The organism is Martelella alba, assembly GCF_005217455.1.
In the GTDB taxonomy this organism is placed as follows: Bacteria; Pseudomonadota; Gammaproteobacteria; order Enterobacterales; family Enterobacteriaceae; genus Acerihabitans.
The window spans coordinates 151,974-175,904 of sequence record NZ_SZPQ01000002.1; the positions used below are offsets into that span (position 1 = coordinate 151,974).

The 23,931-nt window shown below is 54.5% G+C and carries 19 protein-coding genes, 1 tRNA gene and 1 other RNA gene; 12 read left to right on the forward strand and 9 right to left on the reverse strand.

Going from position 1 to position 23,931, the window contains the following annotated elements; translation table 11 throughout:
- Positions 1–1,111 precede the first annotated feature (1,111 nt).
- Together adhE and hns are read left to right on the forward strand one after the other, a co-directional pair.
- Entirely contained in the window at positions 1,112–3,829 is a 2,718-nt protein-coding gene (gene adhE, locus FCN80_RS03090) for a bifunctional acetaldehyde-CoA/alcohol dehydrogenase (RefSeq protein ID WP_136988427.1), read from the forward strand.
- A gap of 1,272 nt (positions 3,830–5,101) precedes the next feature.
- Positions 5,102–5,668 carry a histone-like nucleoid-structuring protein H-NS gene (gene hns / locus FCN80_RS03095; RefSeq protein WP_373880315.1) on the forward strand — a complete coding sequence of 189 codons (567 nt, stop codon included), beginning with the start codon at positions 5,102–5,104 and terminating at the stop codon, positions 5,666–5,668.
- Positions 5,669–6,297: 629 nt separating this feature from the next.
- Here hns and FCN80_RS03100 read toward each other — a convergent pair.
- The 5 genes from FCN80_RS03100 to rssB all read right to left on the reverse strand — a co-directional run bounded on the left by FCN80_RS03100 (position 6,298) and on the right by rssB (position 11,083).
- The gene (locus FCN80_RS03100; RefSeq protein ID WP_136988428.1) at positions 6,298–7,305 is read right to left on the reverse strand and encodes an NAD-dependent epimerase; all 1,008 of its coding nucleotides are present in this window, start codon (positions 7,303–7,305) and stop codon (positions 6,298–6,300) included.
- Between the two features lie 8 nt (positions 7,306–7,313).
- A complete protein-coding gene (locus FCN80_RS03105) occupies positions 7,314–8,657 on the reverse strand; it encodes a UDP-glucose dehydrogenase family protein (RefSeq protein WP_136988429.1) in 1,344 nt (447 codons plus the stop codon).
- 46 nt (positions 8,658–8,703) lie between these two features.
- Positions 8,704–9,606: a UTP--glucose-1-phosphate uridylyltransferase GalU gene (gene galU / locus FCN80_RS03110; protein WP_136988430.1), complete on the reverse strand. Its 903-nt coding sequence runs from the start codon at positions 9,604–9,606 to the stop codon at positions 8,704–8,706.
- Between the two features lie 131 nt (positions 9,607–9,737).
- A complete protein-coding gene (locus FCN80_RS03115; RefSeq protein ID WP_136988431.1) occupies positions 9,738–9,920 on the reverse strand; it encodes a hypothetical protein in 183 nt (60 codons plus the stop codon).
- Positions 9,921–10,069: 149 nt separating this feature from the next.
- The gene (rssB, locus tag FCN80_RS03120; RefSeq protein ID WP_136988432.1) at positions 10,070–11,083 is read right to left on the reverse strand and encodes a two-component system response regulator RssB; all 1,014 of its coding nucleotides are present in this window, start codon (positions 11,081–11,083) and stop codon (positions 10,070–10,072) included.
- Positions 11,084–11,547: 464 nt separating this feature from the next.
- Here rssB and FCN80_RS03125 point away from each other — a divergent pair, with 464 nt between their 5' ends.
- The 5 genes from FCN80_RS03125 to xthA all read left to right on the forward strand — a co-directional run bounded on the left by FCN80_RS03125 (position 11,548) and on the right by xthA (position 14,172).
- Positions 11,548–12,012: a YchJ family protein gene (locus FCN80_RS03125; RefSeq protein WP_136988433.1), complete on the forward strand. Its 465-nt coding sequence runs from the start codon at positions 11,548–11,550 to the stop codon at positions 12,010–12,012.
- A 69-nt stretch (positions 12,013–12,081) separates the two neighbouring features.
- Positions 12,082–12,930, forward strand: a complete 849-nt coding sequence (gene purU, locus FCN80_RS03130) for a formyltetrahydrofolate deformylase (RefSeq protein ID WP_136988434.1) — start codon at positions 12,082–12,084, stop codon at positions 12,928–12,930.
- Positions 12,931–13,075: 145 nt separating this feature from the next.
- A tRNA-Tyr gene (locus FCN80_RS03135) sits at positions 13,076–13,160 on the forward strand.
- Between the two features lie 45 nt (positions 13,161–13,205).
- A non-coding RNA gene (locus tag FCN80_RS03140) (RtT sRNA) lies at positions 13,206–13,337 on the forward strand.
- Positions 13,338–13,365: 28 nt separating this feature from the next.
- The gene (gene xthA / locus FCN80_RS03145) at positions 13,366–14,172 is read left to right on the forward strand and encodes an exodeoxyribonuclease III (RefSeq protein WP_136988435.1); all 807 of its coding nucleotides are present in this window, start codon (positions 13,366–13,368) and stop codon (positions 14,170–14,172) included.
- An 80-nt stretch (positions 14,173–14,252) separates the two neighbouring features.
- Here xthA and FCN80_RS03150 read toward each other — a convergent pair whose 3' ends face one another.
- Positions 14,253–16,205, reverse strand: a complete 1,953-nt coding sequence (locus FCN80_RS03150; RefSeq protein ID WP_136988436.1) for a DNA topoisomerase III — start codon at positions 16,203–16,205, stop codon at positions 14,253–14,255.
- A gap of 47 nt (positions 16,206–16,252) precedes the next feature.
- Positions 16,253–16,804, reverse strand: coding sequence for an NAD(P)H nitroreductase (locus FCN80_RS03155; protein WP_136988437.1), 552 nt, complete (start codon positions 16,802–16,804; stop codon positions 16,253–16,255).
- Between the two features lie 248 nt (positions 16,805–17,052).
- On the opposite strand from FCN80_RS03155, the gene sppA reads away from it, so the two are divergent.
- The 3 genes from sppA (at position 17,053) to pncA (ending at position 20,754) form a co-directional block, all read left to right on the forward strand.
- Positions 17,053–18,903: a signal peptide peptidase SppA gene (sppA, locus tag FCN80_RS03160; protein ID WP_136988438.1), complete on the forward strand. Its 1,851-nt coding sequence runs from the start codon at positions 17,053–17,055 to the stop codon at positions 18,901–18,903.
- Positions 18,904–19,064: 161 nt separating this feature from the next.
- Positions 19,065–20,120, forward strand: a complete 1,056-nt coding sequence (ansA, locus tag FCN80_RS03165; RefSeq protein WP_136988439.1) for an asparaginase — start codon at positions 19,065–19,067, stop codon at positions 20,118–20,120.
- Positions 20,095–20,754 carry a bifunctional nicotinamidase/pyrazinamidase gene (pncA, locus tag FCN80_RS03170; RefSeq protein ID WP_136988440.1) on the forward strand — a complete coding sequence of 220 codons (660 nt, stop codon included), beginning with the start codon at positions 20,095–20,097 and terminating at the stop codon, positions 20,752–20,754. The genes ansA and pncA overlap by 26 nt, the downstream gene beginning before the upstream one ends.
- Here the strand turns inward: pncA and FCN80_RS03175 are convergent.
- Together FCN80_RS03175 and msrB are read right to left on the reverse strand one after the other, a co-directional pair.
- A complete protein-coding gene (locus tag FCN80_RS03175) occupies positions 20,751–21,029 on the reverse strand; it encodes a YeaC family protein (protein ID WP_136988441.1) in 279 nt (92 codons plus the stop codon). The two genes, pncA and FCN80_RS03175, sit on opposite strands and share 4 nt — an antisense overlap.
- A gap of 134 nt (positions 21,030–21,163) precedes the next feature.
- A complete protein-coding gene (gene msrB / locus FCN80_RS03180) occupies positions 21,164–21,577 on the reverse strand; it encodes a peptide-methionine (R)-S-oxide reductase MsrB (protein ID WP_136988442.1) in 414 nt (137 codons plus the stop codon).
- A 350-nt stretch (positions 21,578–21,927) separates the two neighbouring features.
- On the opposite strand from msrB, the gene gapA reads away from it, so the two are divergent.
- Together gapA and FCN80_RS03190 are read left to right on the forward strand one after the other, a co-directional pair.
- On the forward strand, positions 21,928–22,926 hold the full coding sequence (gene gapA / locus FCN80_RS03185) for a glyceraldehyde-3-phosphate dehydrogenase (RefSeq protein WP_170975306.1): 999 nt from the start codon (positions 21,928–21,930) through the stop codon (positions 22,924–22,926).
- A gap of 81 nt (positions 22,927–23,007) precedes the next feature.
- A complete protein-coding gene (locus FCN80_RS03190; protein WP_136988444.1) occupies positions 23,008–23,883 on the forward strand; it encodes a D-hexose-6-phosphate mutarotase in 876 nt (291 codons plus the stop codon).
- Positions 23,884–23,931 lie beyond the last annotated feature (48 nt).

Below are 23,931 nucleotides of genomic sequence, written 5' to 3' on the forward strand. Positions count from 1 at the left end.
AACGCCATGACTGGGGTGAGCAAGCGCAGCCAACCAAGGGGCAACGTGAAATATGACGAGTAGAAACCCTAATGATTCATGGGGTAACACTAATAACACCTGTCTCTCTCTGTGACAAGGGCCTTAGCGTCAGAGGCCTAAAAAAAAACACGGCCGTTGGCCATCGCGTTGATATCCGTGTGAATAATGAAGTTATTTGCAAGTTTTATAGTCAAAATAATTCGAATGGCATCGCGGCAACGCATCAACGCGCCGAAAGCCGAGTCAACTCAGTTACGGGCCGGGGGAACGCGAACAAATGCGAACCGCCGACGGCGAGATGTGGAGAGAGATAAAATGTCCATACTATTTATCATCGCAAGCGGCGCGTCGAACAAAACGGCAATTAAGGCGCATGGAAAACATAATTGACTGATATGTAATGACAAACCTATTCTCCGTCTATTATTGTCACTTAATAAGGGAAATATTACGCGGCTAATTTCCCAAACGCATTGCCATGCGTGTTGGCGACATCGCGATGATGTCAGTGACGCCCCTTTCGCGGACGCGCCGTCCAATGCCCCGCCCAGCGCCCCGTTCCCTACTGGCCACGCATTAGCCGACCTGTTGACGCCCCGTTCTTTCGGATTACCGGCATGTTGTTTCGCTCGCCAAATATCCGTACCATGGGCGCAAGGTTAACGTTTTGCCACGTCATGCAAACGAATTGTTAATGAAAAAACGATGATTTTGGCCACCCATGTCATTGCTTAACGAAAGCATCTTAAAACGGTAACATTGACGTCTTTTTACCGTTGCTGAAAGGAGTCAGCTTGAACAAATTGTGATTTAAATCATAATTTGGAGTGTCAATACTCTTTACTATTCCTACAAGTGATTTTTCTGGCGCGATCCGGCCTGGAGGGATCACGGTAAAACAGGGAAAAAAATCATCGGCGCTAACTGTTTGAACAAGCTCGTTAAGTAAAAAGCCATTTGTGCCACTGCCCAATCGTTTTTAACTGGATAAACTATCCTTAAAAATCCGATTCACGACTGACATGGAAGGGTTTTCACTTAATGAGTTTAACAATTTAACCGAAAATTTAACACTTATTAGGAGAGCATTATGGCTGTTACTAATGTCGCCGAACTCAATACCCTGCTGGAACGGGTAAAAAAAGCTCAGCGCGAATACGCCAACTTTACCCAGGAGCAGGTGGACAAGATTTTCCGCGCCGCCGCGCTTGCCGCCGCTGATGCCCGTATTCCCCTGGCCAAGATGGCCGTCGAAGAATCCGGTATGGGTATCGTGGAAGATAAGGTTATCAAAAACCATTTCGCTTCCGAATATATCTACAACGCTTATAAAGATGAAAAAACCTGCGGTATCCTGTCGCAGGATGATACCTTCGGCACCATCACCATCGCCGAACCCATCGGTATCCTCTGCGGTATCGTGCCGACCACCAACCCCACCTCCACGGCGATCTTCAAGGCGCTTATCAGCCTGAAGACCCGTAACGGCATCGTCTTCTCGCCGCACCCGCGCGCGAAGAAAGCCACCAACCAGGCCGCTGAAATCGTATTGAAAGCCGCCGTCGCCGCCGGCGCGCCGAAAGACATTATCGGCTGGATAGACGAACCGAGCGTGGAATTGTCCAATCAACTGATGCATCATCCGCTGGTCAACCTCATCCTGGCCACCGGCGGACCGGGAATGGTCAAAGCCGCTTACAGCTCCGGCAAACCGGCCATCGGCGTCGGCGCGGGCAATACGCCGGTCGTGGTGGACGAAACAGCCGACATCAAACGGGTAGTGGCCTCGATACTCATGTCCAAAACCTTTGATAACGGCGTTATTTGCGCGTCCGAACAATCCGTTATCGTGGTCGATGAAATTTATGATACGGTGCGCGAACGTTTCGCCAGCCACGGCGGTTACATGCTGCGCGGTCAGGAACTGGCGGCAGTGCAAAGCGTTATCCTGAAAAACGGCGCGCTGAACGCCGGGATCGTCGGGCAGCCGGCGGCCAAAATCGCCGCCATGGCCGGTGTTACCGTTCCAAGCAATACCAAGGTGCTTATCGGTGAAGTCACGGTGGTGGACGAATCCGAACCCTTCGCCCATGAAAAACTCTCGCCAATGTTGGCCATGTATCATGCCAAGAATTTTGAAGACGCGGTGGTGAAGGCGGAAAAACTGGTGGAAATGGGCGGTATCGGCCACACCTCCTGCTTGTACACCGACCAGGATAACCAGAACGAACGCGTGAACTACTTTGGCGAAAAGATGAAGACCGCGCGTATCCTCATCAATACGCCGGCGTCTCAAGGCGGTATCGGCGATTTGTATAACTTCAAGCTGGCTCCGTCCCTGACGCTGGGCTGCGGCTCCTGGGGCGGTAACTCGATTTCCGAGAATGTCGGGCCTAAACACCTGATCAACACCAAAACCGTGGCCAAGCGAGCTGAAAATATGATGTGGCATAAGCTTCCCAAATCCATCTACTTCCGCCGCGGTTCGCTGCCCGTCGCGCTGGACGAAGTCGCCGGCGATGGCGCCAAACGCGCTTTCGTCGTTACCGACCGTTATCTGTTCAACAATGGTTATGCCGACCAGGTCACCGATGTACTGAAAAAACACGGCATCGAAACCGAAGTGTTCTTCGAAGTCGAAGCGGATCCTACCCTGAGCATCGTTCGCAAAGGCGTAGAGCAGATCATGTCCTTCAAACCGGACACCATTATCGCCTTAGGCGGCGGTTCGCCGATGGATGCCGCCAAGATCATGTGGGTGATGTACGAACATCCCGGCACTCCGTTTGAAGAACTGGCCTTGCGCTTCATGGATATCCGCAAACGGATCTACACCTTCCCGAAAATGGGTGTGAAAGCACGCATGATCGCTATCACCACCACGTCGGGCACCGGCTCGGAAGTGACGCCGTTCGCGGTGGTCACCGATGACGCCACCGGCCAGAAATACCCGTTGGCGGACTATGCGCTGGTGCCGAATATGGCCATCGTCGACGCCAACCTGGTCATGAATATGCCTAAATCCCTGTGCGCCTTCGGCGGCCTGGACGCGGTGACCCATGCGCTGGAAGCCTATGTGTCCATCATGGCGACCGAGTTCTCTGACGGACAGGCATTGCAGGCGGTAAAACTGCTTAAGGAATTCCTGCCGGCCAGCTACCATGAAGGGTCGAAAAACCCGGTGGCCCGCGAACGGGTGCATAACGCCGCCACCATTGCCGGTATCGCCTTCGCCAACGCCTTCCTGGGAGTCTGCCACTCCATGGCCCATAAACTGGGCTCGGAATTCCATATCCCCCATGGCTTGGCCAATGCGATGCTTATCGCCAATGTGATTCGTTATAACGCCAACGACAATCCCACCAAGCAGACGGCTTTCAGCCAGTATGACCGGCCGCAGGCGCGTCGCCGCTATGCGGAAGTCGCTGATCATTTGGGCCTGAGCCAACCGGGCGACCGCACGGCGCAGAAGATTGAACGTCTGCTGGGCTGGTTGGATGAGATCAAGGCCGATTTGGGCATTCCGGCCTCTATCCGGGAAGCCGGGGTGCAGGAAGCGGACTTTCTGGCGAAAGTGGACAAATTGTCCGAAGACGCCTTCGACGACCAGTGCACCGGCGCCAATCCGCGTTATCCGCTGATTGCCGAACTCAAACAAATCCTGCTGGATACCTACTATGGACGTAAGTACGTCGAACCTTACGAAAGTGCGGTAGAAGCCGCCATCGCCCCCGCGCCCATCGAGTCGATCAAAGCGACGGTCGCCGAAGTCAAAGCGGAAAAGAAAGGCAAGAAAGTCACCAGTTGATACGCTAACGTTCAACTGACTTTATGACCATTCCGCCCTCCGCGCCAGCGGGGGACGTATCCAGGCTCCGAAAGGGGCCTGGATTTTTTTCGGCCTTTTTTTATGCCCGGGCGGCATTTTCCACAATCCCGCCTCCCTTTCACGGCAACCCTCATTGTGCCAAAAACAAATTATACCGCCCGTAGCCAATGCATGGCCGAAGGGATGCACTCCCCTAGCCCATTAACCATAAAATGCTTCTTCGGCTCGTTTAGACGGCTTCTGTGGCCTATTGGGCGACGACGCCCGTCTGTCCTTTCCACATTGAAACCGAACATGCCCTTGCCGCGAAAGCATGCTTTTTACGCGCGCCCGGCCAGAGACGGCGGTATCGAAAATGCCGGCGCCGTCCCTGGCGATGACCGGCGTCAGGGACGCGACCAGACCTTGAACGCACGAGATGTCAAACAGCGGCGGAAAAATCAGGCGCCGACAGTCAAATCCGCGGCCCATGGCCCCAGAACGGCGCCAGGCGCGTCTATGGCGATGTGGCGAGCCAGTGGGCTTGCGCTAAGTCGGAAAACCGTCTGACGCCGGCCTGGTTGTCTTACCATGGCCGGTTAGCGACCCATTCGTCGTGAGCAAATGGGCATTACCAATGACGGACTTTCGGTAAGCGACAGGATGCCTCCCCTGCCTAGCCGTGCATATAACCGACACGGTGACTGGGTGAGCGAACGCGGCCGACAAAGAGACAACAAGGCGGTTTCCCCCTATAAGTTCATCACCTGGAATTACAGGCGGCCCACCGCCACGCCATGAGTTTGTCGGCATTTCTCCCCCTCTCCCCACGAATAAAATAAAGTGGCGTCATTTGTTTTTACAAACCGGCATCACAACGGTTCGCCAATGTTCGCCCATACCGGTTTATCCGAGTTGATTTGCCCGAGAACCTGTATGGCCTAGCCAACCCGCGCAAAAGACCGCTGTGTTTAAACTACTGTTATAAGATCGCAAATTTTTTCAAGATATATACTCTCAATAATTCACGTTGTGGGATGGCGGCGGCACCGCGACAAATTCGTCGGCGACGAATGTGAACCGCCAACCCGCCTTAGGTGTGAGACGAATGTCTCCGCATTCATCCATGGGAACATGACCGCTACCTGACTGAGGTGACTGAACACCGCCGACAATGAGGCAACGAGAAGTATGACAGGTATAATGAAATGCACTGTGCAATATGCGCTCCATTATGTGTCCACACCGGAAATCGCAGCCTGGTGAATCAATTTGTCATTACCGGCCCAAGGCATATATTTAGCCCTGCGCGGCGGCGGGGTTAAAAAAAAGATTATTTTTTACCTTACTTACAAACTAGCTATTGCAGAAAAGAAACTACCGCTCTATTATTACTCCGACGCCCCATTTATATTATTCGAGATTAGGACAATGAGCGAAGCACTTAAAATTCTTAACAACATCCGAACTCTGCGTGCGCAAGCCAGAGAATGTACTCTTGAAACTCTGGAAGAAATGCTGGAGAAACTTGAGGTCGTTGTCAATGAACGCCGTGAGGAAGACAGCCAGGCACAGGCGGAAATCGAAGAACGCACGCGCAAATTACAACAATACCGTGAAATGCTGATTGCTGATGGTATCGATCCGAATGAATTGCTGCAGACCATGAACGCGTCTAAAGCAACGGGTAAAACCAAACGCGCGGCACGTCCGGCCAAATATCAATATGTCGATGAAAATGGTGAAACCAAAACCTGGACCGGCCAAGGCCGTACTCCGGCGGTCATCAAAAAATCCATCGAAGAAGAAGGCAAAACGCTGGACGATTTCCTGTTGTAACCTCCCGTTTGCCCTATAAAGAGAATGCCCGTTGATTTTTTATACGGGCGTTTTTTTACGGTTCCTAGCGATTTCCCTCGCGGTTGTTTGATCATGTCCACGTTATCCCGCTGCAACCCGTCATCCTCTTGCATAGCGACATTATTTCGCCAGCTAAGTTCATAAACTGTGTATGCTCTTCATACCTGGGGTGGCTTGTTTGCCGATGGCGTTTGTTCGCCCCAACCACAGTGTTGTTTCCGCTTGTGCTAATGATCACCGACAAGATGCGCCTTATGGGAAACCCGCCGTTAACGGGTCACGGGTCCCCGGCGGATTTGTCCTGCTGAATTCTAATTATTTAATGAAAAATGTTTTGCTCACATTTCATACTGCGCTCTAAATAAGCCAATGCGCATCAGGGCGGCACTGCGCAACGGTATCGGTATGCCTAGAGGTATGACAAGGCATCATTTGGCAAGCACCGGTAAGCGACTTGAGGCGCTATCACGCCCGTTATTCCCGATAGGGATTCCCGGCGGCCCTTCAATCCCCTTGGACCGCACAAATACCGGCGATGGCCGGAGCAATAAAAAAAGCGGCCCGAAAGCCGCTTGCTACCTCAATCGAAACCACATTGCCCCAATGCGTCAACGATGGTAATAATTGCGAAACCAATTGACAAAATGACTTATTCCTTCAGCAATGGACGTTTGCGGCTTAAAACCGATAACGTTATACAATGCTCCGGTATCGGCGCTGGTCTCCAGCACATCGCCGGGCTGCATCGGCATAAAGTTCTTGACGGCGACAATGCCCAAAGCGTTTTCCAGCGCCTGGATGTATTCCATCAATTTGACCGGCCGACTGTTGCCGATATTATATACGCGATAAGGCGCCGAACTGGTTGCGGGCGATCCGCCTTCCACCGTCCAATCCGGATCGGCCGTCGGAATGACATTCTGCAGACGGACAACCGCCTCAACGATATCATCGATAAAAGTAAAGTCGCGACGCATTTCACCATGGTTATAAACATCGATAGCGCGACCGGCCAGCATCGCATCGGTGAATTTGAAAAGCGCCATATCGGGGCGCCCCCAGGGACCATACACGGTAAAAAAGCGTAAACCCGTGGTAGGCAGCCGATACAGGTGGGAATAAGTGTGTGACATTAATTCATTGGACTTTTTGGTCGCGGCATATAACGACACAGGATGGTCCACAGAGTCATCGGTGGAAAACGGAATTTTGCGGTTCAAGCCGTAAACCGAGCTGGAAGACGCATAAAGCAAATGCGCTACGTTGTTGTGTCGGCAACCCTCCAGGATATTCAAATGACCGATCAGATTGGATTGCGCGTAAGAGAAAGGATTTTCCAGCGAATAACGCACGCCGGCCTGAGCGCCAAGATGAATGACCCGCTGGAACTTCTCGCGCAAGAATAAATCAGCCATTCCCTGGGTATCAGCCAAGTCCAGTTTATAAAAACTGAAGCTTCGCTTATCATTCAAACGCGCCAGCCGTGCTTGTTTCAGACGGACATCGTAATAATCATTGAGATTGTCGATCCCCGTGACCTGATGGCCGTCAGCGAGCAACCGCTCGCTGACGTGAAAACCAATAAACCCCGCGGCACCGGTTACCAGAAATTTCATGTGGCCTCTTATTTATAGGAAGTGATCGACGCTCCCCGTCCAATGCCGTAATAAGTGATGCCCCGACCGGCCAGACGCTCCGGATCGTACAAATTCCGACCGTCAAAAATCACCGGCTGCTTTAACGCCGATTTGATAAGGTCAAAATCAGGGGCACGGAAACTTTGCCATTCAGTGCAAATAATCAATGCTTCGGCGCCATGCAAGGCAGATTCTTTGGTTCCCATCAACCGCAAATCATCGCGATGGCCGTAAATACGTTGGGTCTCATCCATGGCTTCCGGATCAAACGCCTGAATATCCGCTCCCGCCCGCCATAGTGTTTCCATCAGTACGCGACTGGACGCCTCGCGCATGTCATCGGTGTTGGGTTTGAACGACAATCCCCATAACGCGAAAGTTTTGCCTTGAAGATTTTCGCCGAAATGCCGTTTGATAAATTCAGGCAGTTTACTTTTCTGCTGATAGTTGACATCCTCGACCGCCTGCAAGAGCTTCGGCTGATAGCCGATGTGTTCGGCGGTGCGAATGAGCGCCTGGACATCCTTGGGAAAACAGGAACCGCCGTAACCGCAACCGGGATAAATAAAGTGATACCCAATGCGGGAATCCGAACCGATACCTTGACGCACTTTTTCCACATCCGCGCCCAGCAGTTCGGCCAGATTGGATATTTCATTCATGAAACTGATTTTGGTCGCCAACATACAATTCGCGGCATATTTGGTCAATTCAGCGCTGCGGATATCCATCAGGATCATGCGGTCATGATTGCGGTTGAAAGGCTCGTATAACTCTCTAAGCAATTCCACCACCGCCTCATTGTCGGTGCCGACCACAATACGTTCCGGACGCATGCAATCGGCGACGGCAGCGCCCTCTTTGAGGAACTCAGGGTTAGACACCACATCGAAGGTCAGATTGCTGTCCCTGGCGCTCAGAGTTTCCTGCATCACGGCGCGAACCTTATCCGCCGTTCCGACCGGCACGGTGGATTTGTCCAGAACGACTTTGTGTTCCTGCATATGCTGGGCGATGGTTCTCGCCACCGCGGTCACGTATTTCAGATCCGCGGAACCATCCTCGTCGGGCGGCGTTCCCACCGCGATAAACTGCATCACGCCATGGTTGACGCCGGCCTGGGCATCAGTCGTGAACTGCAGTCGGCCGGCTTCATGGTTCTGCTGCACCAACGGCGTTAAACCGGGTTCGTAGATCGGGATATTCCCTTTTTTCAGATTCTCGACTTTCTTCTCGTCGACATCCACGCAAAGTACATCATGACCGACTTCAGCCAATACCGCAGCTTGCACCAACCCCACATATCCGATACCAAATACAGTCACTTTCATGTTGTCAATCCCGGTTAAAATTTAGCCCCAAAAAAGGTTAACGCCGTCATTCCACAACGGTTTCTTTCAGCCATTGGGCGAATTCTTTCCCAAGGGTGTCGTGGCGGATGCCATATTCGACGAAAGCTTCCATATACCCCAGTTTATTGCCGCAGTCGTGACTCAGCCCTTTGAGGTGATAGGCTTCCACCGTTTCTTTTTCCATCAGCAATGCGATGGCGTCGGTCAATTGGATCTCGTTACCGGCGCCCGGGGGCGTTTTTTCCAGCAGCGACCAGATACTGGAGGACAAGACATAGCGGCCCACCACCGCCAGATTGGAAGGCGCTTCGTCCGCCGCCGGTTTTTCCACCACGTTCACCATGGGCGCGCTGTCGCCGGGTTTAAGTTCCGCGCCCTGGCAATCCACTACGCCATAGTTGGTTACATCGGCGACGGGTTCGACCATGATCTGGCTGCGCCCGGTTTCGTTGAAACGGGACAACATTTCACTCAAGTTGTCCCGTTTCAGGTCGGATTCGTATTCATCGATAATCACATCCGGCAACACGACCGCCACCGGTTCGTCGCCCACCAGCGGATACGCGCACAAGACGGCGTGGCCAAGGCCTTTCGCCAACCCTTGGCGGACCTGCATGATAGTGACATGAGGCGGACAGATGGCCTGAATTTCAGCCAGCAATTGCCGTTTTACACGTTTTTCCAACATGGCTTCCAGCTCAAAGCTGGTGTCGAAATGGTTTTCAATGGAGTTTTTGGAAGAATGGGTGACCAGGATAATTTCGTTGATTCCGGCGGCGATACATTCATTTACCACATATTGGATTAGCGGCTTATCAACCAGAGGCAGCATCTCTTTCGGAATGGCTTTTGTCGCCGGCAGCATTCGTGTCCCCAATCCCGCCACCGGGATTACCGCTTTTTTCACTTTGCTCTTATTCACAGACATCAACCACCTCTCTCATCTTGTCAAGATATTCATTTGACGTAAAGTCAGTCCTGGCAGGCGCCGGGGCACAGCCGCTTCGCACGCCCATCGCGCGGCTAAACCGGCAAAGCCCGCACTGTTCCCTCAGGACGTCAAGCGTCGGCCGGGGCCAGAATGGCAAGCAAAATAGCCCAATGGACAAGGCTTTCATACCCTCGATAATTCAAGCCGCTCCACTCAGGCGACTCAAGAACGAATTCATCGGGAACGAATACGAACCCGGCCTCCGAAAAGACGATTTGAAGTATCTCGGGCAGATCTGTTTTTAAACTCATTAAGTATATCATTTAAAGTCGGCGACGCGCGATCATAGGCAGGAAACGATTAAAAAAATAGGATAATTACCCAATCCTATAAGAGCTTAAAAAAGAAAGGCTTGGATACTTTCTAACCTGCCGGCGCCTCAGCTGTTTTCGGCGGGAAGTTATTCAGTTGACAACATTAATCTTAAGCGTCCGCCGTTACCCCATACCTGGCATTGCCAGGATGCGCAATGCTGGCTTATCTGGTTAAGATAAGCGCTATTCATTGTGCCGAGCGGAACGCCGCTATTGAGTCGGACTTGCTGGCTATTAGCGGTCAATGTCGCATTTAATCCGGCGGAAACCAGAATCAGGTTATTTAGGCCACGATGATAATATCCCACCAGCAAAGGAAATTGTCCGTCCAGGTTGGCTTTGCGCAACAATTGGTTGACTTGTTTGAGCAACGTCGATAATTCCGGCAGCCGATGGGAACGATTGGCGATATGCGCCTGCAACAAACCATTGAATAAGGCTCGGAGCAATAATGCGGCTAAAACGCCTTTTTCCTCCGCCCGGGTGACATCCAGGCAATAAAACGCCAGATCATGTTCGGAGAGCGCGGCGATATCCAATACCAATCCAGGCTGCTCTGCCATGGTCAGTTGCCGGTAGTTGACCTTACAACGGGCGATGGTCTGCTGCACCGGCGGCTGCAACTGTTTAAGCAATTTGGCGGCGGCGCCGGGATGCTGGCTCAGGGCGTCCCAATCCTGGAACAGTTGTTCCTCTTCATCCACCTGCGACGTGAACATGTCGGGATAAAGACACCCGAGCACCGTTTCGCGCAGTCGCGCGAAATCATCCAGGGGCTTGAGCAGAACATCCTGAACGCCCAGGCGCAATACCCTGGCGATATCGGTCATCTGATCGGTACCGGACACAATCAGGATAGGCGTGGCGGTATCGAATTGGCGAAATCGCTCAACAAAAGCCAAACCGTTCATTTCCGGCATTTCCAGGTCGCAGATGATCAAGTCGGGGCGGCAAGCGGTCAGCATATGCAGCGCTTCTCCGCCATGGGAGGCTTCACGAACTTCGGCGCCCAGCGATTGCAGGAATTGGCTCAGCACAGACCTGAAGACCGCCTCGTCCTCAATAACTAATATCTGTTTTTTTAATAACGGCTTAGCCATCAAAAACCCCTTCTTCCAATCAGCCCCATAGTGGCTTGTTCTGGCCACTTTTACTTTTAAAAAATGTCAGGAACTGATCAGTTCGTTACTCAATCACTACCTAAGTTTGCTTGTTGTACGTCCGTACCAGTCCGTTTTTTTCCTGTTTCCCCCGACACACTTTAGGGTATCGCGTGCTGGCCTACCCACTTCAACTCCCCAAAACGGGCTTCCCTTAATAAGGAGCGTAGTAGCCCTTAGCTAAAAATGCATCTCATCCAAACGAAATGATCGGGTTTTAGCACTCCATTGACAATGAATATTTAACCATTTCCTTGAAAAGCATCCATTTTAAAAAAAAACATTCACCTAAATTTACAATAATGTGCTGCTAAAACGTCTCTCGGATGAAAATTGTCCGATATGAGCTATAAAACAGACTCGTTAACGTCTATCATGGCGATTTTTGCAAGCACGGGTGATCTGTGGAAAAACGATGCATGTGCGGCAGCGGCAGCGATTATGCCGCGTGCTGCGAACCTTTTATCCTTGGCCGGGTATTGCCTGGCAAACCCGTGCAATTGATGCGTTCACGCTATGTGGCATTTGTCATGCATAATATTGACTATTTACTCGACACTTGGCATCCCGATTGTCATGCGCGGCAGTGGCGCGACGATATTATCCGCCATTTCCCCGATTGCCAATGGAAAGGCCTCACGATAAAAAATGCAACCGCCGACCCGAATTGCCCTGAGCAATTTGTGGAATTCATTGCAACTTTTTACCATAGTCAAACCCGGCGTCCGGGGTTTATTCATGAACGTTCGCGCTTTGTCCGACTGGATGAACGCTGGTATTATATCGACGGCATACAGTTTCTGCCCCGGAAAAATGACGCTTGCCCCTGTGGTTCGGGTAAAAAATACAAGAAATGCTGCGGGCGGTAACCCGCCGAGAAAAATCAGACATTTTCACCATGAATTCATAAGTTTGTATAGTATAAGATCGGTAAATAAATGCAGCCGCAAAATGTTCAACGAAAAATACTCCGTACTATCTGTCCGGATGCAAAGGGTTTGATTGCCCAGATAACCAGCATTTGTTTCAATCATCACTTGAACATTGTGCAAAACAACGAATACGTCGACCACCGCAGCGGGCGTTTTTTTATGCGCACGGAACTGGAGGGGGCGTTCGACGACAGGCGGCTGCTGGCCGATCTGGATCATGTGCTGCCCGTGGGCACGGTGCGCGAATTGAACGATGCCGGCCGGCGGCGGATTGTCATTCTGGTTACCAAAGAGGCGCATTGCCTGGGCGATTTGCTAATGAAAAGCGCTTACGGCGGGCTGGACATGGATATCGCGGCGGTAATCGGCAATCACGACACGTTGCGTCCCCTGGTGGAGCGTTTTGAAATTCCGTTCCATTTGATCAGTCATGATGGCTACGGGCGCGAAGCCCATGATGCGCGCATGGCGGCGCAAATCGACGCCTACGCCCCCGACTATGTGGTGCTGGCCAAATACATGCGGGTGTTGACGCCCGGCTTCGTGCAACGCTATCCCAACCAATTAATAAACATCCACCATTCCTTCCTGCCGGCTTTTATCGGCGCCCGTCCCTATCACCAAGCCTATGCGCGCGGCGTGAAGATTATCGGCGCCACCGCCCACTATGTGAACGATAACCTCGACGAAGGGCCAATCATTTGTCAGGATGTGATTAATGTCGATCATACCTATACGGCGGAAGATATGATGCGCGCCGGTCGGGATGTGGAAAAGAACGTGCTAAACCGCGCGCTCTACCGAGTATTGGCGCAGCGCGTCTTTGTCTATGACAACCGCACCATCATCTTTTAAACGCGCCGCTGGGCCATCGCGCTTTGCCGTTTATCGGCATTATGCCGAAAAAATCGGCAAGTGAATAATTTTCGACATGTTTATGCTTTACAGCGGCGGCGCATTTGATATGATGCGCCCCGCCTTGAGCAATCCTCAATTGCCTGGTGGGGTTCCCGAGCGGCCAAAGGGAGCAGACTGTAAATCTGCCGTCACTGACTTCGAAGGTTCGAATCCTTCCCCCACCACCATCATCACAACACGCCTGCTCGCCCACAATCATCCCCTCGCTAACAGAGTCCGCTTTCGGGGGAAGGGTGAGAACCTTCGACTTAGGTTCGAGTCGAGCGCAGCGAGACAACGTCGCGCAACGCGCGACGGCCCTTGTCCACCGACGTTTGAATGGCGGGATTTTTCTGGTACCATCAAGCGACCACCCCTCCAGCGACGCCAAACATGAAGTTTGTTTCTTTCAATATCAACGGACTGCGCGCCAGACCCCATCAATTAAGCGCAATTATCGACACATTGCGGCCGGATGTCATCGGGTTGCAGGAAACCAAGGTCCACGACGACATGTTTCCCGTAGATGATGTCGCCAAACTGGGTTACCACGTCTATTTCCACGGCCAGAAGGGCCATTATGGCGTGGCGCTGCTTTGCCGGGAACAGCCCCTGGCCATCCGGCGCGGTTTCCCCGATGACGGCATTGATGCGCAGCGCCGGATCATCATGGCGGATTTCGCCACCGAAAAAGGGGTGCTAACCGTGGTCAACGGGTATTTCCCACAGGGCGAAAGCCGCGACCATCCCATTAAGTTTCCGGCAAAAGAAAAATTCTACCAGACCCTGCAGCACTACATTGAGCAGAACCACCACGACGGCTCCTTACTGCTGGTCATGGGCGACATGAATATCAGCCCCACGGATCTCGACATCGGCATCGGCGAAGAAAACCGCAAACGCTGGCTGCGTACCGGCAAATGCTCGTTTTTGCCGGAGGAGCGGGCGTGGATGGCGCGTTTGTTGGACTGGGGCATGGTCGACACATTCCGGCGGCAGCATCCAAAAACGCAGGATCGTTTCTCCTGGTTCGACTATCGCTCACGGGGCTTTGACGATAACCGCGGATTACGCATCGACTTGCTGCTGGCCTCCAGCGCGTTGGCGGACACCTGCCAGGGCTCCGGAATCGACTACCGTATCCGGGCAATGGAAAAACCGTCGGATCATGCGCCGGTATGGGTGGAGTTCAGCCTGTAGTTCACCGGGCGCCGCCCCGCTTGCTTCACCGCTCGCCCATACGCCTTAGCTCAGGCAATGGCGCCGTCCGTATGGCGACGTCACTCCACCTGCCGACGCCGTTGCGGTTTTTGCCGGGCGGGCGTTTTACCGGTGCGACGTTTTATACCGGCCGTTTTGTGACCCGCGCTGTGCGGCGGCAGCCCGCACAACGATGTCGGCGGCGGTTGACGGCAGGCTTGGCCTATCAATTCCCGTAGGGTCTCGGTCAGCGGCATCATAAAATCCTGATAACGGCACTGCTTTTCGCTGATTTTGGTGAGCGTCGCTTCCCAGTGCGCGGTCATATCCGGCCGGGTGGCGCTCTCAGGCAAAGCATGGATAAGCCCTCGGCCACTTTCGCTGGCATGGATATGCCGTCCTTGTTTATACAAAAAACCCCGCTTGAACAATAATTCAATAATCCCGGCACGGGTGGCCTCGGTGCCCAGTCCGTCGGTGGCGCGCAAGATTTTTTTCAGCGCTTTATCCTGGACGAAACGGGCGATACCGGTCATGGCGGACAGCAGCGTCGCGTCGTTGAACGGCCGCGGCGGCTGGGTTTGCCGATCGACCACTTCCCCCGACTCGCAAAGCAACCGATCACCTTTCGCCACCACCGGCAGCGGGCTACCGTCATTGTCCTCGTCACGTTCTTTCGCCCCCAGGAGAGAACGCCAGCCCGCCTCGGACAAAAACCGGGCTTTGGCGACGAACGCACCGCCGGCGATGACCAGATCGATAACGCAGCGGCGGAAAATCGCGTCGGCGCAAAATTGCATCAAATACTGACCGGCAATCATTCGGTAGATTTTTTGCTCATCACCGGTAAGCGTTGCGCCGGCTCGCCGGGCGGTGGGGATAATACCGTGATGGGCATCGACCTTGTCATCGTCCCAGCAGCGGTTCTTGCGCGACGTATCCAGCGCCGCGGCGGTCATCAAGTCGGGTTGATGCGCGGCGATGGCGTCCAACACCCCTTGCCGGCCCGCGAAATGCTCTTGCGGCAGATAGCGGCAGTCCGAACGGGGATAGGTGATCAATTTGTGAGTTTCATACAACCTTTGACAAATATCCAGCACCTGCTGCGCACTCAGACCGTGGCGTCTGGCCGCCTCGATTTGCAGGGCCGACAAAGAGTAAGGCAGCGGCGGCGCCTGGGTTTCCTGTTTATCCTGATACCCCGTTACCAGGGCCGGCTGCCCGCTTATCCTGCCGACCACATGTTCAGCCAGCGGCCGATGCAGCAACCGGCCCTCCTCGTCGAGAAAGGCTTCGCACGCCTCGCTCGGCACCCAAAGCGCCACGAAACGTTCGCCCTTTGGCGTGACAATTTGCGCTTTCACTTCGTAAAAGTCTTTGGGTACAAAGTTTTCGATGTCTTCGTCACGCCGGACCACCAGACCCAACACCGGCGTCTGCACCCGCCCTACCGACAGCACGCCCTGAAAACCGGCGTTTCGTCCGAGCAAGGTGTAGGCGCGGGTCATATTAATGCCATACAGCCAATCGGCGCGGCTGCGCGCCAACGCCGACACGCACAACGACACGAACTCCCGATTGTCCCGCAGGCGGGCCACCGCCTTGCCAACCGCCTGGGGATTAAGATCATTAATCAGGCAGCGTTTGACATTGCGCCGCTTTGCTTCATCCAGTTCCAGGTAATCCAGCACTTCATCCACCAGCAACTGCCCCTCCCGATCGGGGTCGCCGGCATGTATGACGACCGATGCCTCGGCCAGCAATGTCTTAACGACATTAAGCTGTTTACGTACTGCCGGTCGGGGGCGCAATTGCCACTTATCGGGGATTATCGGCAAATCGGCCAACGACCAGCGCGTATAGCGCCCGTCATAGGCATCGGGTTCGGCTTGTTCGAGCAAATGCCCGACGCACCAAGTGACAGTGTAACCATCACCGCACGAAATGTAACCTTCGCCGCGCCGATGCGGGGTCGGCAAGATATCGGCGATAGCACGTGCCAGACTGGGTTTTTCGGCAATAAAAAGCTGCATTTCTCTCCATCGGTAAAACGATTGTCAACCCTATGGCTGTCAACGGCTCAAAAATGGCGCACAAACGGCTCGGTGTCAGGAGATATGATAGTGGTGGACGCTTTCAATTGCGGCGTGCCCAAGTAGAGAAAGCCGACGATTTGATCTTGTTCGCGGCAGCCGAACGCCTGGCGGACATCCTCCTGCGTCGCCCAAAGACCGGTACGCCAAATACCATTGAATCCCTGCGCCAGCGCGGCCATTTGCATCGCGTGAACCGCGCAGCCGGCGGAAACCACCTGCTCCCAATGGGGTACTTTGCTCTGGGTGTCGCACCATGCCAGTACGGCGATAATCAATGGCGCCCGAAACGGCGCGTTTTTGGCTTTATCCACGCCTTTTTCGTCCAAGCCGGCTTTCAGGGCGGCTTGGTGAAGCAATTCGCTCAACCGCGCCCGCCCTTCACCGGCAATCAACACAAAACGCCAAGGCTGCAATGCGCCGTGATCGGGAGCGCGCATACCGGCGCGAATGATAGTGTCCAGCGCGTCGCCGGCAGGCGCCGGTTCCGTCAACCGCGAGGCCGAGCGTCGATTTAATAACAGTTCAAGTGCATCCATTACAGTCTCCTCAAAGGGATCAAGTTGGCTACGATACCCTATGCCCGTCGCCGGTAATAGCATGACGCTTTTTGGTAAATTTTTTTATCTTTTTTCATGCTGACATTTGACGGGCGTATCTTTAGGATACCTGACAAGGAATATGTCCCGGCCTTTGCGGCGGGCATTAGGCCATTGCAGCGATGTCCGACCCGCGCCATGGTTATTTTACATCAAGAAACCTGCAAAAGGTGGTTTATGGAGAGCACATGCGCACATTGTGGCGAATAATATCCGGCCCGTTCAGATGGTGCTGGCATCTGTTGAATTTCATCCGTGAGTTTATCCTCAACCTGTTTCTGATAGCCATCATCGTGGTTGGCGTGGGCTTCTACCTGCAGGTTCATCGCTCAGCTCCGGAACCCAGTAAAGGCGCCTTGTTGATGGATTTGACCGGCGTCGTGGTGGAAAAAACTTCGGTCAATAACAAATTCCGCCAGCTCGGCCGGGAGATTCTGGGCGCCTCCAGCAACCGGCTGCAGGAAAATTCGCTGTTCGATGTGGTCGATATGCTACGCCAGGCCAAAACCGATCAGAACATCACCGGCTTGATATTATCGCTGAAGGATTTCTCCGGCGCCGACCCCACCTCGCTGCAATACATCGGCAAGGCGCTGCGTGAGTTCCGTGATAGCGGCAAACCCATTTACGCCATCGGCGACAGCTACAACCAGTCCCAGTATTACCTGGCCAGCTTTGCCAACCGGATTTACCTTACACCCCAGGGCGCGGTGGATCTGCACGGGCTCGCCACCAATAATCTTTATTACAAAAGCCTGCTGGATAAGCTGAAAGTCAATGCCCATGTCTTCCGGGTGGGGACTTACAAGTCGGCGGTGGAGCCCTTCCTGCGCGACGACATGTCCCCGGAGGCCCGTCAAGCGGATAGCCGCTGGCTGGGCCAGATTTGGGACAACTATCTGCAGACGGTGGCCGCCAACCGCCAGGTCACGGCGCAGCAGATGTTCCCCGGCGCCGATGCCATGCTGGCCGGCTTGCGCGCGGTCGACGGCGATACCGCCCAATTCGCGCTGCACAACAAATGGGTGGACGAGGTAGCGTCCCGTTACGCCATTGAAGGCGAGCTGATCAAAACGTTCGGATGGGACAAGCAGAAGAACGAGCTCAATGCCATCAGCATGTATGACTACCAGGTACATCCCCAGCCGGAAAAAGGCGGCCAGATCGCGGTGATTTTCGCCGATGGCGCTATCATTGACGGTACGGAAACGCCGGGGTCCGTGGGGGGCGATACCACTGCCGGACAAATTCGCGATGCCCGGCTTGATCCGCACATCAAGGCCATCATCCTTCGGGTCAACAGTCCCGGCGGCAGCGTAAGCGCGTCGGAAGAGATCCGTTCAGAACTGGAAGCGGCCCGCATCGCCGGTAAGCCGGTAGTGGTTTCCATGGGCGCCATGGCCGCCTCCGGCGGCTACTGGATCTCCACCCCGGCCAATTACATCATTGCCAGCCCCAGCACGCTCACGGGCTCCATTGGTATTTTCGGCGTCATCAATACGTTCGAAAATACCCTTGGCAGCGTCGGCGTGCATACCGACGGCGTAGCCACGTCGCCGCTGGCGGATCTGGCCGTGACCAAAGCGTTGCCGCCCCAATTTTCGCAAATGATGCAAATCAATATCGAAAACGGCTATAAGAACTTCATCACCTTGGTGGGCAAGGCCCGTCACAAGACGCCGGAGCAGGTGGACAAAATCGCTCAGGGCCATGTCTGGACCGGCAGCGACGCCAAAGCCAACGGTCTGGTCGACCAATTGGGCGATTTCGACGATGCGGTGGCCAAGGCCGCGGAACTGGCGAAGCTCAAGGAATATTACCTGAACTGGTATATCGATGAGCCCGGTTGGCTCGATTTGATCCTGTCGCAGACCAGCGCGTCCGTCTACGCGCGCTTGCCGGCCATGATCCAGGCCTGGCTGCCGGCGCCGGCCAATCAGTTGGCCTCGCTGTTCACCGGCCAGCCCGGCATTCTAACCAATTTCAACGATCCGCTTAACCGCTATGCCTATTGCCTGTCCTGCGGCGAAGTGCGGTAATCGCCACGGCGCCCGTTCATCGGCGGGCGCTCACCGTTAACGGCATGCCGCGGCCCTTCCCTTGCCGCGGCATGCCAACCCGGTTTCGTCAATGGCCGAAGGCTGGCGTTCTCCTGCACGAGCCGTATAATTGACCTATCACCTTCAAGCGCTCATGACTTATGTCCAAAAAATCCATTTATGTCGCGTACACCGGCGGCACCATCGGTATGCAACGTTCCGCTGACGGCTACATTCCGGTATCGGGGCATTTGCAGCGCCAATTAGCGAAGATGCCTGAATTTTACCGGCCGGAAATGCCCGATTTCACTGTTCACGAATATTCGCCGCTTATCGATTCGTCGGATATGACCCCGAACGACTGGCGGCAAATCGCCCAGGATGTGGCGAGCAACTACGATCGCTACGATGGATTCGTTATTCTGCATGGCACCGATACCATGGCGTTTACCGCTTCCGCCCTGTCGTTTATGCTGGAAAACCTGGGCAAGCCGGTCATCATTACCGGTTCGCAAATCCCGCTGGAAGCTCTGCGATCGGATGGGCAGACCAACTTGTTGAATGCCCTGTATCTGGCGGCGCATTATCCGGTCAATGAGGTCGGGCTGTTTTTCAATAACACCCTGTTTCGTGGAAACCGGACCACCAAAGCCCACGCGGACGGTTTTGACGCGTTCGCCTCGCCCAATCTGCCCCCCCTGCTTGAAGCGGGTATCCATATCCGCCGCTTGGCGCCGCCGTTGCCCAGGCGCCAGGACGCCCGGTTGACCCTTCATTCCATTACGCCGCAGCCAGTGGGGGTGGTTACCTTATATCCCGGTATTTCCGCCGATGTGGTGGGCAATTTCCTACGCCAGCCGGTCAAGGCGTTGATACTGCGCACTTACGGCGTCGGCAACGCGCCCCAGCATCCGGCCCTGCTGGATGAGCTGCGACGGTCGGTGGAGCGCGGCAGCATCGTGGTGAACTTGACGCAATGTTTCTCCGGGCGGGTGGATATGGACGGGTACGCCACCGGCAATGCCCTGGCCCGCGCGGGCGTAATTAGCGGTTTCGATATGACGGTGGAAGCCACCCTGACCAAATTGCATTTTCTGCTCAGCCAATCCCTGCCCGCCGCGCGCATTCGCGAGATCATGCAGCGTGACCTGCGCGGCGAGCTGACGCCCGACGACGAAAAGGAGCAAGCTTATGAAACAGGCTTTGATTCTGATTGATTTGCAGAATGATTTCTGCCAGGGCGGCGCACTGGCCGTCCCCGACGGCGACGCGGTCATTCCCGTGGCTAATGAGGCAATGACCGTCAGCCGGCGAAGGGGCATACCGGTGGTGGCCTCAATTGACTGGCATCCGGCCGATCATCGCAGTTTCGCGATCAATTCCGGCGGCGAAATCGGCGAATTGGGCGAACTGGAGGGATTGCCGCAGGTGTGGTGGCCGGTGCACTGCGTTCAGCACAGTCCCGGCGCGCAGTTGCACCCGGCCCTTAACGCCGCCGGCATCGACCAGCGGGTTTATAAAGGCTGCCAGACCGATATCGACAGCTACAGCGCATTTTATGACAATGGCCACCGGGGCCGGACGGTATTGCACGCTTGGCTCAAGGAGCGCAATATCAGCGCACTGCTCATCATGGGCCTGGCCACCGACTACTGCGTGAAGTTCACCGTGCTGGATGCCCTGTCGCTGGGCTACACGGTGATGGTTTTGACCGACGGTTGCCGGGGCGTGGACCTGACGCCCGGCGATAGCGGCGCCGCGTTGGAGGCGATGCGCATGGCCGGCGCCCGACTGGCGACCCTGGTGGATTTCGTCCGGGAACCCGGGCTCTGGGACTGCGCGCCCGGTTAGTCGGGCCGCCCCCGGAAAAGCTCTGCCGGTGGGTCGGTCAATGCGGCCAGCAATTCCCGTTTGCTCTTCATAACGATATTGCCGTCGGTATCAATACTCATATGGTCGGGCTGATGATTATGCCTGGCCTGCCACAACATGACCATTTGCAGGCAATTGGCTTTTTGTTCCTCTGTAAGAGGCACTCCGTCGGGCCATTTACCGAGTTCCACCGCCGTCACCAGACGCTGATAGATTTCCGGGGTCAATTGCGCCAACAATGCGTCAATTTCCATGGCACGCCCCCTGGGGGAAACCGCTAAGCAACATAATTATCCTCATCATAAGCCTTGTTGCCACGACGCGACGAGAGGGGGTTAGGTTATAGCTGAATCGTTAAAGCCAATTATTCCTACCGCTTTTGCCCCTGTTAACCGCTGATCTCGTCGCCGTTTTGTTCGTCCTTAAAGCGCAGCGATGCGGAATTAACGCAATAACGCGCGCCGGTAGGTTGCGGCCCATCCGGAAAAACGTGGCCCAGATGCGCGTCGCAATGCCCGCAACGGATTTCCACGCGCCGCATTCCGTGAGAATCGTCATCCAGATAGCGGATGGCGTCATCGCCGACCGGCTGGTAGAAGCTCGGCCAACCGCAGCCTGAGTCATATTTGGCGGAGGAATAAAACAACGGCGCATTGCAGCACAGGCAATGATATTGTCCGGTCCGCTTGTTTTCCAGCAGCTTGCCGCTGTAAGGCGGCTCAGTCCCCCGCTGTTGGGTCACATAGCGTTGCATTTCGGTCAGGGTCTCCCTCTGTGACGGGAACGTTTCATCTTTAGCCATAAGTGCTATTCTCGGGCGATTCATTAAAAAAAAGTCGCATATATCGATATATTATAACAAATAATTAACAACATGCAGGTCTTTTTTAGCTTAAACTGGCTAACGAAAGACAACGTGAGCGGAAAGTGTGATCTTCTTCACATTTGATAACCCAGTGCAGTTTCATTTGAAGGCGATGAGCCTCATATTATTCATAGCTGTGCAGGCGGCGGAACGAACGTTTATCGTGCAAACCGGGTGATTTGGATTGATTTGTAGCAACAATTGACACGATTCCGCTTGACGCTGCACGAGGTTTTTGTAAATTTACAACCAACCTTTTATTCACTAACAAATAGCTGGTGGAATATATGACTATCAAAGTAGGTATCAACGGTTTTGGCCGTATCGGCCGTATTGTTTTCCGTGCCGCGCAGGAGCGCAGCGATATCGAAATCGTTGCGATTAACGACCTGTTGGATGCTGACTACATGGCGTACATGCTCAAGTACGACTCCACCCACGGCCGCTTTAACGGCACCGTGGAAGTGAAAGACGGCCATTTGGTTGTAAACGGCAAAACCATCCGTGTTACCGCAGAAAAAGATCCGGCTAACCTGAAGTGGGGCGAAGTAGGCGTTGACGTCGTCGCCGAAGCCACCGGTATCTTCCTGACCGACGAAACCGCCCGTAAGCACATTACCGCTGGCGCGAAAAAAGTGGTCATGACCGGCCCGTCCAAAGACAGCACGCCGATGTTCGTCATGGGCGTCAACCATAAATCCTACGACGGCCAGGACATCGTGTCCAACGCTTCCTGCACCACCAATTGCCTGGCACCGCTGGCCAAGGTTCTCAACGATAAATTCGGTATCGTTGAAGCGTTGATGACCACCGTGCATGCCACCACCGCCACCCAGAAAACCGTCGATGGCCCGTCTCACAAAGACTGGCGCGGCGGCCGCGGCGCATCCCAGAACATCATCCCGTCGTCCACCGGCGCCGCCAAGGCCGTCGGCAAGGTTATCCCCGAACTGAACGGCAAACTGACCGGTATGTCATTCCGTGTGCCGACCCCGAATGTGTCGGTCGTCGACCTGACCGCCCGTATCTCCAAGAGCGCGACCTATGAAGAAATCTGCGCCGCGATGAAAGCCGCCTCCGAAGGCGAGCTGAAAGGCATCCTGGGCTATACCGCCGACGACGTCGTCTCCACCGATTTTAACGGCGAAAAACTGACTTCCGTATTCGATGCCAAAGCGGGCATCGCCCTGAACAGCAACTTTGTCAAACTGATTTCCTGGTACGATAACGAAACCGGTTACTCCAACAAGGTGCTGGATCTGATTGCCCATATCGCCAAGAAATAATCGCGATTGAGAGCGTATGGAGGGCGACAGTGATGTCGCCCTTTTTATTTGAACCGCATTCACACATTAAGAAGGCCGACTATGCAAGATACGTTATTCTCTTTACCCGTCAAAGAAGCGCTTTCCTCATCCGTCAGTCTGCGCCAGTTGGACCAGTTGCCCCTTATTGTTATCGATCACCCGCGGGTAAAAGCCGCCGTAACGTTGCAAGGCGCCCATCTTGTCGCCTGGCAGCCGGCGGGGGAAGCGCCGGTGTTATGGCTGAGCGACGCCAGCGCTTTCAAGGAAGGCGTGGCCATCCGTGGCGGTATCCCCGTCTGCTGGCCGTGGTTTGGCAAAGTCGCCAGTCCCAATCACGGTTTCGCCCGTATTCTGCCCTGGCAGTTGACGGAACATCAGGAAGATGACGAAAAAGTGACTCTATCGCTCACCCTACGCGATAACACCGCCACAGAACAATATTGGCCCAAACCGTTTACCCTGACCGCAAACTTCGTTCTGGGCGCCACCTGCGAAGTCACGCTGGAAGCGCGGGGCGACTTCCAAAACACTGCGGCGCTGCACAGCTATTTTACCATCGGCGCCATCGACGCTATTCGCGTCTCGGGCCTGGGGGATACCTATATCGACAAGGTCAACAACGGCATTACCGCCAAGCAGCAAGGCGAGTTGGCCTTCCATGGCGAAGAAATCGATCGCGTCTATACCCATCCGGAGGCGGTCAGCCAGATTCGCGACCCGCAGCTCAAGCGCGTCATTGAAATCCGCCACCATAACCACAGCGATGTCGTGGCCTGGAATCCCGGCGCCGAACTGACCAAGAATATCGCCGACATCACCGATGACGGCTACAAGACCTATGTCTGCGTGGAAACCGCCCGGGTCAACAATCCTCTCATCGCCACCAACGCCGCTCCCGCACGGCTGTCGACAACCATCAGCGTGCGCAAGCTTTGATTGAACACCGACGGGAAGCCGTTCGTTTCCCGTCGGCTCAACCGGCTC